7 protein-coding genes are annotated in these 13,476 nt (G+C 64.2%); all 7 read left to right on the forward strand.

Translation table 11 applies throughout. From position 1 onward, the window contains the following. The first annotated feature begins 3 nt into the window (after window positions 1-3). The 7 genes from CKO25_RS09120 to CKO25_RS09150 all read left to right on the forward strand — a co-directional run bounded on the left by CKO25_RS09120 (window position 4) and on the right by CKO25_RS09150 (window position 13,453). Complete coding sequence (locus CKO25_RS09120) at window positions 4-2,190, forward strand: DEAD/DEAH box helicase (protein ID WP_200387620.1); 2,187 nt, start codon at window positions 4-6, stop codon at window positions 2,188-2,190. Between the two features lie 18 nt (window positions 2,191-2,208). Further along, window positions 2,209-2,478: a hypothetical protein gene (locus tag CKO25_RS09125; RefSeq protein WP_200387621.1), complete on the forward strand. Its 270-nt coding sequence runs from the start codon at window positions 2,209-2,211 to the stop codon at window positions 2,476-2,478. Further along, entirely contained in the window at window positions 2,475-3,356 is an 882-nt protein-coding gene (locus CKO25_RS09130) for a hypothetical protein (RefSeq protein WP_200387622.1), read from the forward strand. The genes CKO25_RS09125 and CKO25_RS09130 overlap by 4 nt, the downstream gene beginning before the upstream one ends. Window positions 3,357-3,451: 95 nt before the next feature. Further along, window positions 3,452-7,945: a coiled-coil domain-containing protein gene (locus CKO25_RS09135; RefSeq protein WP_200387623.1), complete on the forward strand. Its 4,494-nt coding sequence runs from the start codon at window positions 3,452-3,454 to the stop codon at window positions 7,943-7,945. Between the two features lie 85 nt (window positions 7,946-8,030). Next, window positions 8,031-9,152 (forward strand): ABC transporter substrate-binding protein, encoded by a 1,122-nt coding sequence (locus CKO25_RS09140; protein WP_200387624.1) that lies wholly within the window; start codon window positions 8,031-8,033, stop codon window positions 9,150-9,152. Further along, on the forward strand, window positions 9,149-11,989 hold the full coding sequence (locus tag CKO25_RS21140) for a PAS domain S-box protein (RefSeq protein WP_200387625.1): 2,841 nt from the start codon (window positions 9,149-9,151) through the stop codon (window positions 11,987-11,989). The genes CKO25_RS09140 and CKO25_RS21140 overlap by 4 nt, the downstream gene beginning before the upstream one ends. A 225-nt stretch (window positions 11,990-12,214) precedes the next feature. After that, on the forward strand, window positions 12,215-13,453 hold the full coding sequence (locus tag CKO25_RS09150; RefSeq protein ID WP_200387626.1) for a Bcr/CflA family multidrug efflux MFS transporter: 1,239 nt from the start codon (window positions 12,215-12,217) through the stop codon (window positions 13,451-13,453). The last annotated feature ends 23 nt before the right edge of the window (window positions 13,454-13,476 follow it).

A 13,476-nucleotide genomic window follows, 5' to 3' on the forward strand; every position in this document is an offset into this window, starting at 1 on the left:
CTGATGTCTGAGCCATGCGGGAGCAGCACTTCCGAGACGCCCGTGAACGACCCCTCGCGAACGCCCTCCAATCGGGCCTTGCTCGAACGACTGGGGCCGGTTGGCCGGGTCTTTTTCGGACAGCGGTTCCAGGCGCTGACCGAGATCCAGCGTCAGGCGATCGAACCCATCCTGGCGGGCCACAGCCTTTTGGTGACGGCCGCGACAGCAGCGGGGAAGACCGAGGCGATCTGTGCCCCGCTGATCGCGCGGCTGCGCCAGTCGCCAGCCCCGCGGACCCCAAGGATTCGGATGCTGGTCATCGCGCCGACCCGGGCGCTGGTCAATGATCTCGCGGCACGTCTGAGTGGACCGCTCGCCGATCTCGGCTGGGCCTGCGGACGGCAGACGAGTGATCATCGCGACAAAAAGCGCCACCCCGAGGTCTTGGTCACAACCCCAGAATCACTAGATTCGATGTTGGTCCGCGATGGCGTGGTGCGAGAGGCGCGGACGGTGGATCACTTGCTGGCTGGGGTCGAGGCGGTCTTCATCGATGAAGTCCACCTTTTTGCGGGATCATCACGAGGCGATCAGCTCATGTGGCTGCTGCAGCGGCTGCGGCTGTTGCGAAGTTTCGCCCATGAGAATGGACTCACCCCCACCGCGGATCTCCAGCTCTGCGGTGGCAGCGCGACGGTCGCCGCGCCCGAGCGGGTCGCGCAACGCCTCCTTGGGGCCACGGCGCGGACCCTATGCGTGGCGGGGTTTCGGCCGTTGGAGATGTTTTGTCTGGAGCAGGAGCAGTGGCTCGCGATCGAACCGGGTTTCAGCGCCACCAACATCCGCGACCTGATCACCGTGATCGGTGCCGGGACGGATGCCAGCGCGATGGCTGAGCGCATCTGGCAGATCTTGCGCGCCTCCCCCGAGGAGCAGGGGATCTGCCGGAAGCTGCTCGTGTTCGTACCCACCCGCCGGCTGTGCGATCAATTGTCCGTGGTGCTGCGCGAGGTGCTGACACGGCGCCGTGCGATGCGCGTCTTCGGCCACCACGGAAGTTTGGAACGGAGTGCGCGCGAGCAGGCCGAGGCCGGTTTTGCCGCGGCACGCGACGCGGTGCTGGTCGCGACGACGACCCTTGAGGTGGGCGTTGACATCGGCGACGTCGATGCCGTTGTGCTGGTTGGACCACCACCGGATACGAGCTCGCTGCTGCAACGGGTTGGGCGTGCGGGCCGGTGCAGCGGCATCACCCGCATCCTGCCGATCGCGCGGGATCACATCGAGCGCGCGGCCTTCGGGAGCCTTTTGGCGAAGGCGCGCGATGGCCGATTGGATGAGGCCCGCGATGCCCGCCGCTGGTCGGTCTTCGTGCAGCAAAGCGCCAGCTATATCGCGCAGACCCCGAGGAAACGCCGCGGCCGTAAGTCCCTGCTGGCGTTGGCGCAGGCGGTCTGGCCGGATCGGGACACGGCCGAACGCATTCTCGATCATCTCTGCCGTGAGGATCATCTGGTCGCTACCGGCAATCATCTGAGTCTTGGCGAGGACTGGAGCGATCGATTGGGGGAGGGCGGTGGTGATTTTCATGGCAACCTGGATGCGGATCGGGTTGGGCGTCCGGTCGTGGATGTCTCGACCGGTGAGGTACTCGCCTATGTCCAGGGCGCGGAGAGTACCTCTGGGACGATCCAGCTTGGCGGACAACGCTGGTCCGTGGTGAGTGAGTCGGGCGAAATCCTGCTCAAGTCGACCCAAGGCGGTGGTCCCGCCGAGACCATGCGGTATGGCTCGCGGCGTGCGCCGACACGCCATGCCTTTGCGTGCCATGTCCTGGCCGGACTTGGTTATGCGCCCGAGGATGCGCCCGTAATCAAGGGTGGCGGGCGATCACTCTGGTGGCACTGTGGCGGCAGCGCCTATGAACGGGTCTTATTGCAATTGTTGCCGGATCAGGGGGCGGTCAAGGGGTTGGAAGGCCTCGCGCTCACCGAGCCGCCCGAGCCGGATCAACTCGCGCGTCTCGCGCAAGACGAGGCCTTCATTCGCGGGGTCATCGCAAAGATGACGAGTGCGCTCAGTTCCGTCATGGCACCTGGACCTTGGCATGCCTTGTTACCGGATCAGGTCCAACGTGAGGTGGTCATGGACCTCTTCGGGGTCGATGCATTCATTCAATGGCTGCGCACGCGGCGACTGTGTCACTGACCACGGGAGGGATCTGCCATGACGGGTAACGCCTATTCAGTCCACACGGATTCAGGCCACACGGAGCCGGGTTTCGCGCCCGGTGGCGTGGCACCGGCAATGCCCAGCAATCCGTGGATGACCCTGCTTGTCCTCGGCTCGGACGCCATGCATGATTCCAGCATGATGGTGATCGCGACCTGCCTTCAACCCTGGTCTTGGGTCACGGATGAGTGCGCCGACGCGGGTTCGCGTGCGCAGCCGCGCTCGCGGTCTGACCTGATCGTCTCCATGGAGCGGTTCGCATGACGCCAACGTCACTCCCATCCCCACTGCCGCTGAATTTTCCACAGACCTTTCTCGCCGATCGTCGCCTGCTTGGGCAGTTGCTGGAGTTCGCCGAGCGCGGTGGCACAGGGACGATCGAGACGATCGGAGACGCAACGGGCATCCCCACCGGGCAGTCGACCGGGAAGGTCGAGCCGATGATCCATTACGCGCGGGGCATGGGGCTGGTCCAGGCCTGGAAGGCGAATGGCGTCTGGCAACTCCAAGCGTCGTTGCTCGGACGCATGGTCTTGCAAGAAGATGCCTTTCTCGCCGAGCCCCTGACCCTGTGGTTACTGCATTTGCTCTTGTCGCGCCGGCTCGGTCGCGCGGTGCCGGCCGTCGGTCTCGCCGATCCCTGGTTCCAGTTGTTCGCCGAAGGGCGTCTGCGCCTGGGCGAGCAGGTGGATCAGGAGGCCTACACGCGTTTGTTGGTCGAGCGCCATGGGGCGAAAGGCTATTTGAAGGGGCTGGCCGCGCTGGTGTTGCGCATGTATCGCGAGCGCGCGGCCTTTGGTGATGCGGGGATCTTGAGCCGTACGGGGGCGGACGGTGCGGAGCGATTCGTGCGCGAACCGGCGCCCTTCGAGGTCCCATTCTTCCCCGCTTACGCGGTGTTCTTGTGGTTGCTGTGGGATGAATCCTACCCGGATGTCGCGCAGCTCAGTTTTGATGAGATGGTTCATGAGACCCGGTTTTTGACACTCTTGGGCTGGGACGGGGCGCGCGCGGCGGCATGGCTCGATTGGCTCTCCGACGAGCGGTTGGCGCAACTCGATCGCTACACCGGCAGTGTGATGGTGTTGCGCTTGGTCTCGACCGAGGTGATCGTCGGGCGGCTCTATCATGAACTGATCTAGTCCCATCCACACTGAGATCCCGGTCTGGGCGGAGCCGCTCGCGCCCGAGCGATCTCGAGTGATGGTGTGCTATCAGGGAAATCCGGAGGATAAGGTTGAAGATCGGAAGCCTGGTCAGGTTCAACGAAGAACGATTCTTCGAGGGTGCGGTGCAGTTGCGCTGGGTGCAGGAGCGCTGGCCGCGGGCCCAACAGGCGGCGGGGGCCTTCGTCTTCCACGGTCCACGCTATCACGGCGCCGCCGATGCCGAGCAGGATGGGGTCGGACGGGGCTATCGGCTGAAGGACACCGCGAGCGTGGTCGCGGATCTAGTGGATTCGATCCTCGGTGGCCTGAACGGCGAGGAGCACAATCCCTACGGTCTGGCGGTGGCTGGATACGGGACAGGCAAATCCCATCTGGCGACCGCCATCGCCTGTTTGCTGGGCGATCCCCGAGGGCCGACCGCGGCCCAGATCCTCGCGAACCTCATCCAGGCGGATGCCGAGATCGGTGCCCGCCTCGCCACGGCGATGGCGCAACTGCACAAGCCGGTGCTGGTGCTCTGTCTCGATGGGATGGCGGGTTTTCATCTTGGCAACGCGCTGGTCCAGGCGGTGTTTGCGCAATTGGAGCGCTATGGGGTCGATGCCACGGCGATCCGTGAACTCTCGCCACGCTTCCAAACCGCCGAGCAGTTCGTGGCGCGGAATTTTGACATCCGTGCCGAGTCCTTCGCGCGCCACTGTCCCGGGCTGAGCGGCGAGGAGATCATCGCGCGCCTGCGTCAGAACGACGAGGCGATCTACGAGCAGGTCGACGCGCTCTATCTGGATGCCAATGGGGCAGCCATCCCGGTGGTGGGACAGGAGTCGGCGCAAGAGCTGATCAACACCCTCTGCGAGGTCTACTGTGGCCCCGCCGGGCCCTTTGCGAGCCTCTTGATCTTGTTCGATGAATTCGGTCGCTATCTGGAGTATGCGGCGGAGAAGCCTCAGCTCGCCGGCGACGCCGCCTTGCAGCAGATCTTCCAAGGTGTGCAGGACAATGCCGGTCGGGTGCGCTTCATCGGGCTGATTCAATATGAGTTGAAGGCCTATTTGAAACGCTTCGGCAGCGCGGATCTACGCCAACTGCAGCGCTACATCACCCGCTTCGACACCGCTGAGAAACTCTATCTCTCGACCAATCTCGAGACCATCTTCGCGCACATGATCGGCAAGGACGAGGCCATGCTGGCGCAGGTCTGGGAGCAGGGCGCGGCCGCGACGGCGCAACACACGACCTGGCTGCGCATGTCGCGCACTCTCCCGGGCTTCGGCTCGCTGCCGGTCTGGAACGATCCGACTCGCTTCGAGCAGGTGATCGCGAAGGGATGCTGGCCACTGCACCCGCTGGCGACCTGGTTCCTGACCCGTCAGCGTGATGTGGTGCAGTCCCGTTCGGCGCTGACCGTGATTAAGGACGTGCTCGAGCGGATCGCCGATGAGGAGGCTCAGGTCGGGACCCGTCTGCGGCAGGTGAGCGCCGCTGAATTGGTCATGGGCAACATGCTCTCGGAGGTGATCGCGGCGGAGCGCGAGAAGGGCGCCACCGTGGCGGAGACCTTGCAGGCGCTGCTCGAGAAGTTCGCGACGCATCTCGCTCCGGATGAGTCATTGGTCCTGGCCGGGGTGGCGATCCTGGAGAAGGTGCGGGTTGGTAAGCAGACGCGCGAGGACGCCAATGCCTTGCTCGGGGAGGCGACGGCGCTGGATGGGGAGCGTCTGCATCAAGGCATCCGGCGGCTCGAGGATGAACTCGGGGCCTTGGAGTGGAACGCGGATCTCGGCCAATACGAGCTCATCGCGGACGCCTCTACTCGGGGTCAATTCCAGCAATGGCTGCGGCAACGGACGCAGGGGATCACCGAGGATGCGGTGCGCGAACTCTTTATCGGGCGTGCGGCAAAGGATGCCGAACTCGGGGACATCGCGACCGATTTTGCCCAGCGACGGGGGATTGCGACGGCGGAATGGTTCTTCGCCGCCCAGCTTGCGAACCTCAAGACCCTGGGAAATGTGGTCAAAACCGCCTTTCAGGATTGGCGGCAGGCGAGCTCGCCGCGTGATGCGCGCGGTCAGGTGATCTATCTCTATCGGCATGCCGAGGACGAGGCAGCGGCCCTCGGCGAGACCCTGAGCGAACTCTTTCAAACCGAGCTGAAGCGCTGTGGTGTGCGTGTGGCCCCGATTTGGGTTGTCACCATCGCCGATCCCAAACAGGTCATCGCCGATGCCTTGAAGCGTCTCAATCTGTTCGATGAGCGCATGACCGCGGAGGAAGCGGACCGCTTCAGGCGATTCGTGTCCGAGGAGCGCGCCCGCGCGGGTGCCGCATTGAAGACCGCCGTGCAGGAGGCGATCAAGGTCCGTGACTACTGGGTCGCGGGCATGGAGTCGGTTCCCGAGGGACGTCTAAAGACGGTCGGTGAGGCGATTCTGGAGCAGGTCTATCCGCAGGCGATCCCGTTTCCGTTCGATGGCTTTGCGACCACCGCGGGCGGCGGTCCAGCGGATGCCGCGCAGCTCACCCGCAGTCTGATCGCCCGCCAGGTCGATGGCGCCTGGGTTCAGGCACAGCCGAAGCGGATGCAGAACCGTGTCAGCGAGGTCTTGGCCAGGAGTTGGCGCGCACTCGCGCCCAATGGGAAGCTGACCGAACCGCTGAACCCAGCCGTGAAGGCGATCTTCGAGGCAGTGCAACGGGCGCATGAGGAGGATCCGCAGCGCACCCTGCTGGCGTCCTATGAGGCCTTGATGGCGCCGCCCTATGGTCTGAATACCGCCTCGGCGGGTTTGCTGTTGGCCTTGTTGATCGCGGGGGAGCATCCGCCCCGGCGCCTGCAGCATCACGGGACCATGATGGCCGCGGCCGATTGGATCGGGCTCGCCTTTCCGGGGCAGCGCGGCAAACATCAGTTCGAGACCAGCGTGCTCAAGGGCACGACCGTGCGCTTTCTCTCGGCCGACAGTGAGGGGCGCTGGCGCGAGCTGATCAGCCGCTGGGATGCCGAGCAACAGTATCAGAAGTTGATCCTGCTGGCGCAGGAGGCCGAACAGATGCAGCGGGTCGACCCGATGCCAGAGTCATTGGATGGGACCTATCGCTATCTGAGCGACAAATCGAGCAAGGCGGCGGAGGTGTTGCACCGCTTCCGCATGGATCTCAAGGAGTACGAGGAGGCCATCGAGAAGGCGGAACGGCAGAACAATGTCGGCGAGTTGTTGCGCAATGCGAAACACTTGCTGCGGCGGCGCGAAGAGGTCGAGGATGCACTCCTGTGGCCCAGCTCCTGTCTGGAGGACTGTGAGAAGCCGCTTGTGATCGTGCGCGAGATGGTCGGTGCGCGGATTGCCGATTGGATTCCACGCCAGGGCTGTCAGAGTCCGGCGGATGTCGCGGCGTTCCGTCAGCGGATCGACAAGGCGGTCGGGACGCTCAGGCGGCTTGGTTTCGAGACTGAATCACGGGTCCTGCATGAGCAGGCGCAGCGTTCGATCCTGCAGGTTGAGAAGCGCCAGAACTTCAAGTTGACGCTCGATGAGAGCGACGACTATCCGCGTCAGCCGGACCCGACGGATTCGACGCCGGTGCGGGAGCTGCATGACGAGATCGCCCGGGCGGATGCCCTGATCGAGGCGCTGAAGGTGGCGCGCTCGGTCTTGCGGGAGGACGAGGTCCAGGCTCGGGTGAAGGCGATTCAGACCCGTCAACAGCGGCTGCGAGAGATGCTCGAGCGTCAGCGCGCGGGACTCGGAGCGCTGTTCGAGCAGGCCCCACGTACGATCGATGCGTTGCGTGAGATGCTGGTTGCGGTGAACCGTTTGCGTGACATCTTCGTCGGCACCCGCGATGCCGCCGAGGTCAGTGAATTGGGACTGCAACTGCGACGTCTCGCTGATGATGTGGCGGCCTGGGAGAGTGACGCCCTGCCGCCCGAGCGGGTGGCTGAGATCCTGGATCATCAAGCCGCGGAGCAGTGTCGGACCCTGATGGCGGAGCTGAGCGAGCAGGAGATCGAACCGGCTTGGGAGCTGATGGAGATCTATCAGGCGCTGGCGGCGGAACGCATCGCGGTGGCACGCCGCCGTTCAACCGACTGGCTCAGCGCCCGCATGACGCTGGCGGAGACGATCCCGAGTCTGGAGCGCGATGAGTGCTGGTGCCGGCACCAGGAATTGGAGGCGGCGCCTGGCTATCTCGCGGCGGAGGACCGCGCGGCGGTCGCGCGGTTGCAGTCGTTACTGCGCGAACGGATCGCCTTGCTCGATCAGCAGGCCCGTAACGCACGGATCGCGACCTGGCGGCTGGGATTTCCTGATCTGGATGCCATTCCCGCGCTTGATCAGCATCGCACCGAGACCGTGCTGCGGAGCCTGCGGAATCCGCCCGACGCGCTCTCGTCGGACGAACGCGCGGCCCTCGCCCCGCTCGTCGACGCCCTCGCGGCGCACTTCGATCAGATGTGCATGGATGAGATCAGGGCACGTATCGAGCGATTGCCGGCGGCGCGTCAGCAGTCGCTTTTGGCCTGGCTGAATAGTCGGCTGTCGGCGTCCGGAAACTGAGTGAAGCGTATCGTGCCCGCGTGCGCGTGTCCTCTGAGTCTTGCGCTATGATCAAAGCATCGTGCAAGGCGCAACAGAGGTTTACATGTCGCAAGGGGTCGCTGGCACACAACAGGGGTTATGGGTGGCGTCGCTCGGGCTCGTGCTGCTCCTGTCGCTGGTCTGGTGGAGCTGGTGGGCCTCATCCAGACCAAACTCGGTCGACGTTGGGTTGGTCACCTGGGTGACGTCCGCGGCCATCGTGGGCTCCAGCGAGATCCATGCGGCGGAGCTGTTCATGGATGACCATCCCGATGGCCCGATCCGAGTCATCCCGGTGGATGATCAATGGATGCCCGAGCGCACCACCCAGGCGATCGAAGAGGCCATGGCCGAAGGGATGCATTATTTTATCGCCACGCATCCGTCCAACTGCGCGGAGGCGAGTCTGCATCTGTTCGCCGACGGTCGTGCACTGATGCTCAATGCCGCCTCGACCAGCCCGCTGCTCAGCGGCCGCGATGATTTTTTTCTGCGCCTCACGCCCGATGCCCATCACGAGCAGCGCGCCATCGCGCGCGAGGTCGCGCGATGGCCAGGCCGGCGCCTGCTGGTCTTCCAGGACACGGGCAACCGGGCCTACACCGATCCCGCCTTCGCGACCTTCGTCTCCGAGTTGACCGCATTGAGCGACTGGGACATCGTCCATCGACCGTTGCAAGTGTCTGACTTCAGGCCCGATGAGGATCGGCCGCTGATGGCCGAGCCCTTCGACGCACTCTATATCCTCGCGGGCAGCTACCTGCCCGCCATTGGCAACATCGCTCAACTCTTCTATGTCAATCATCCCGAGGCGCCCATTCTTTTGACGCCGTGGGCGCGTTCGCCGGCGATTCTCGATACCGCGGGGCCGGCCATCACACGTCTCATCCTGCCGAGTCAGCATCCCTCGCGGAAGGATGATCCGCTGCTCGACGCCTACTTCCAACGGCTGTCCGCCCGCTTCGGTTATCAGCCACACGACATGACGATCAACACACGGCGGGCGCTCGAGCTGCTGAATCAGGCCTTTGCCGCGGGACACGACACACCCGCGACGGTCAAGCACTATCTCCTGTCGCAGGGACCACATGCCACCAGCCTCGGTCCGGTCCTCTTCGACGAGTTTGGTGATCTCGAGGCTCTGCCGTTCGTGTTCCTGACTGACCTCGCGCGCGAGTTACGGTGAGGGCCGCGCGCCCGACGACCTTCTGGCGTCACACCCTCTTTTTGGAGGGGACGGCATTATTGTTTGTCGTGGCCATCCTGGTCGTGGCCGTCTGGCTGGTGCTGGACGACATGGGGCGGAAATACCTGGATCTGCGTCTGGCCGATGCGGCCAAGATCAACCTATTGCTCGATAACCAGCTTGAGGATGCCCGCACGACCTTCCAACGATTCGTTGCGCTACCCGAAACGGAACGCCAGGGCGCATCGGCCATGCTCGTCGAGACCTTCTCCGATATCTATCGCCTTGATGAGGCATTGTGCATCGAGTCGATCTACAAGGCAGCGCCGACCAGTCGCGTGTTCACCGGGTTCTGCTTTACCGGCGGCAACTTGGGTCGCTCTCTCGAGGAACAGGGCGAAACGATGCATTACTCCGCCATTCAGCGCGGTTTCGAGGACGACACACCCAGTACCTATTACAGCATGCGTCTCGGTGGAGAGCTGTTTCTGGGGCGCTTGACGCTCGACTATGTCAAACGCCTACTGACCGATCTGTCGCAGGCATCGGGCACGCCCCTGTTGTTGGTGTCCGAGGATGGCTTTGTGCTCCTCTCCGGCGTCCCCGAGAACGGTATCGGTCTGATTGACCTGCGTACGTTGTTGTCCCAAACCACCACGGGAGACACCCTGGAGGTCGCGGGGCGGCGCTGGATTCCCCATGTCTGCGACACCGCCATCCTGGGGGCGCGGATCGTCATCTTGATTCCGACCGACCTGCTCGAGACGCAACGTTGGACGATGCTGCTCTATCTGTGCGGCATGCTGGTCAGTTTGATCCTCGTGGTCATGATCAAGAATCGATGGCTCTATCGGTCGATCATTCAGCCCGTGTCCGCGTTCGCCGAGCGGATGCGGGATCTCGAGCAGGGACAATTCGCCGTTTCCGTGCCCGTGGTCGAGTCGCGTTTCCGGGAACTCGCCAGCCTGCAACGACGCTTCCGTGCCATGTCCGAGGCCATCAGGCAACGCGAACAGTCATTGCGCGAGAGCGAGTCGCGATTTCGGTTGGCTTTCGACAATGCCAATACCGGGATGTGTTTGGTCGACCTTCAAGGTCGGTTGTTCCAGGTCAACGACAAGATGACCGAGATCTTCGGTTACCCTCGCGAGGTCTTGGAAGGGATGACGGTCAATGATCTGACCGAACCGGAGGACATTGCACTGAGTCCGACCTTCATCGAGCGGGCTCAGCATGGGGGCGTCAACAATGCGGTGTTCGAAAAGCGCTATCGGCACTCTGAAGGCCATGTCGTGTATGGATTGGTGGCCTCCGCGCTGGTGCGCGATGCGAGCGGACAGCCACTCTATTTCATTTCTCAGGTGCAGGATATCAGCGAGCGGAAGCGCCAGGAGCAGGAGCTGAAGCAGACGCGCGACGCGGCCGAGGCGGCCAATCGCGCCAAGTCGGTCTTTCTGGCCAACATGAGCCACGAGATCCGCACGCCGCTGAACGCCATTCTCGGCTTTGCCCAGATCTTGGCGCGCACACCAGATTTGCCCGCCGAGCAGCGCCAGAGCGTGGATGTGATCGCACGCAGTGGCGAGCATCTGCTGACGCTCATCAACAACATTCTGGAGATGGCGAAGGTCGAGGCTGGACGGATGTTGTGCCAAACCGCTCCCTTTGATCTGCCCGCGCTCCTGTGCGAAACCGAGTCCTTCTTTCGTCAGCGCGCGAGCGAACGGAGGCTGACCCTGGAGCGGGTGACCGATGAACTGCCGCGGTTGGTCGTTGGGGATGCAACCAAGCTGCGGCAGGTGCTGATCAATCTGATCAGCAATGCGATTAAATTCACGCCCGCGTGCGGACGGGTGACCCTGATGGCGAGAGCGATCGGCGCGGACGAGATTCGCTTCAGTGTTGCGGACACGGGCGTCGGCATCACCACCGAGGAATTGGGCCAGCTCTTCAATCCCTTTGTGCAGACCGCGGCGGGTCGTCGGCAGCAGGATGGCACCGGGTTGGGTTTGGCCTTGTCCCGTGAGTACACGCGACTCATGGGTGGTGAACTTGCGGTGGAGAGTCGGGTGGGGCACGGCAGTCGGTTTGAGTTCAGTCTCCGGTTGCCGGTGGTGGGCTCTGCGCAGGCGGAAGCCCTTCCCGTCGAGTCGATGCCCATCATTGGCCTAGCACCGAGTCAGCCGCCGCGGCGGCTGCTGATCGTCGATGACCTGGCCGACAATCGCGCGCCGCTGCGTGTCTTGCTCGAATCGATCAATCCTCAGCCGCCCGTGCTGGAGCTGCGCGAGGCCGCCGATGGGCGCGAAGCGCTCGAACTCTGGGAGCGCTGGCAGCCGCATCTGATCTTCATGGACCTGCGCATGCCGGTGATGTCGGGTGAGGAGGCGACCCGACGGATCATGGCGCGGATGCGGGAACGCCCGGACGCGATCCAGACGCGCGTGATCGCCCTGACCGCCAGTGGCCTGGATGTCCAACCCGAAGAGTCTCTGGCGCTTGGTTTCGTGGCGCTCGCCCATAAGCCGTTTCAGGTCGACGAGATCCTCGAGCTGGTCGCACGGTTCGCCGAGCTGCGGGTCATCCACGCGGCGGCGCCGGCGGACGGCGCGTCCAGCTCGGCCCTGTCGCAGGCGGCACTGGCCGAGCGTTGGGCCGCGCACCCCGAGTCCTGGCGAACGGCCGTGTCCGCGGCGGTGTCGATCGGTGATTTCGAGCAGATCGCCTCGCACCTTGAGGCACTGCGGGAGACTGACCCCCTGTTGCATGAGACACTCGCCCGCTGGGCCCACGACTATGATCTGGAGTCCTTCGCGCAGCTGTGCGCATCCTGCTGATGGTTAGGCGGCTGCGCCTGGAGAGCAGGACAGCGCCGCCGAGGCGGTCGGATGGCCGTCTACGGGTGCGCGCTGTGGGCCTATTCCGATCGGGTCGCGTGCCTCGTGGACAGCGTTCGAACCAGCCGGTGGCCGTTCGAGGCCGACGCGGATCTGGGATTCCCTTTTCAATCGCTCGTGTTTTGAAGAGAACGCTGCGTCGCAGCAGCGTGCTTTGGAGCTTGCATGCAGATTCGTCTTTCGATGTTGTTGACCCTGGGGCTGCTCTCGGGGCTGACGCCGTTTGCCATCGATCTGTATTTGCCGAGTCTGCCGGCGATCGCGCGGGATCTGGATTCGACCATCGAGATCGCGCAGCTCAGCGTGACCCTCTACCTGGGCGTCTTCGCGCTTGCCCAGTTGGTGCTGGGTCCGGCCTCGGATGTCCTGGGGCGGCGGGCGACGATCGGCAGCGGGCTGTTGCTGTTCGCTCTGGGCGCACTGATCTGTGCGCTGGCGCCAACGATGGAGGTGTTGCTGGCGGGGCGGGCGGTGCAGGGGCTCGGGGGCGCGGCGATCGCGGTGACGGTGCCGGCCTTGGTGCGCGATCTGTTCGAGCGGGATCGCTATGCGCAAACCATGAGCCTGGTGATGCTGACCACGGCGATGGCGCCGTTGGTGGCGCCATCGGTGGGCGGTCTGATCCTGGTCTGGGTGGGTTGGCACGGGATCTTCATGGCGTTGCTGATCCTGGCGTTGCTGGCGGGCGGACTCTTTCTGATCCTGGTGCCCGAGACCCTGGGGATCGAGCAGCGGCACGCGCCGGAATTGGGCCGCGTGCTGCGCAATTATCGGACGATCCTAAGGGATCGCAGCGGACTGGGGTATCTCTTGGCGGGTGCCTTCTCCTTCGGCGGCATGATGAGCTATATCGTGGCGTCGGCCTTTGTCTACATCGACCTGCACGGGGTGGAAGAGGTTTGGTTCGGGGTCTATTTTGGAGCCAACGTCGCCGTGGCGATGCTGGTCACGATGCAGAACGCGCGGCTGGTGCTGCGCTTCGGCGCCGAGCGGCTGCTGCGGATGGGGCTGGGGGTGCAGATGATCGCCGCGCTCCTGTTGCTTGGACTCGGTCTCTGGGGCGTTCCGCCCTTGTGGGCGATCATTGGCGCCACCCTGCTGTATCTCAGTATGGCGGGGGTGGTGCTGGGCAATGCCATGGCGGGTTTTATGGCGTCCTTCGCGCGGATGGCGGGCACGGCTTCGGCCTTCTCGGGGGCGTCGCGCTTCGGGTTGGGGGCGGTGATGGGATCGCTGATCAGTCTGTTCCATACCGGCACCGCCGCGCCGCTGTTGTTCGGCATGGCATTCTGCGGGCTGGCCGCGGGTCTGAGCTATTGGCTGCTGTGCTGTTCCGCGCCGAACCCCCTGGGCGTGCGCTCGGGACGCGCGCAGGATGACCCGGCACCCTCCAGTGACCGGTGAACCTGCAGCACCTGGCACCGGCC

The sequence above is a fragment of the Thiocapsa imhoffii genome (assembly GCF_016583985.1).
In the GTDB taxonomy this organism is placed as follows: domain Bacteria; phylum Pseudomonadota; class Gammaproteobacteria; order Chromatiales; family Chromatiaceae; genus Thiocapsa; species Thiocapsa imhoffii.

Bases quoted from the DNA above. Each gene is read 5' to 3' on its own strand.
- CKO25_RS09120 (WP_200387620.1), top strand. From the start codon at position 4: ATGTCTGAGCCATGCGGGAGCAGCACTTCCGAGACGCCCGTGAACGAC.
- CKO25_RS09125 (WP_200387621.1), top strand. From the start codon at position 2,209: ATGACGGGTAACGCCTATTCAGTCCACACGGATTCAGGCCACACGGAG.
- CKO25_RS09130 (WP_200387622.1), top strand. From the start codon at position 2,475: ATGACGCCAACGTCACTCCCATCCCCACTGCCGCTGAATTTTCCACAG.
- CKO25_RS09140 (WP_200387624.1), top strand. From the start codon at position 8,031: ATGTCGCAAGGGGTCGCTGGCACACAACAGGGGTTATGGGTGGCGTCG.
- CKO25_RS09150 (WP_200387626.1), top strand. From the start codon at position 12,215: ATGCAGATTCGTCTTTCGATGTTGTTGACCCTGGGGCTGCTCTCGGGG.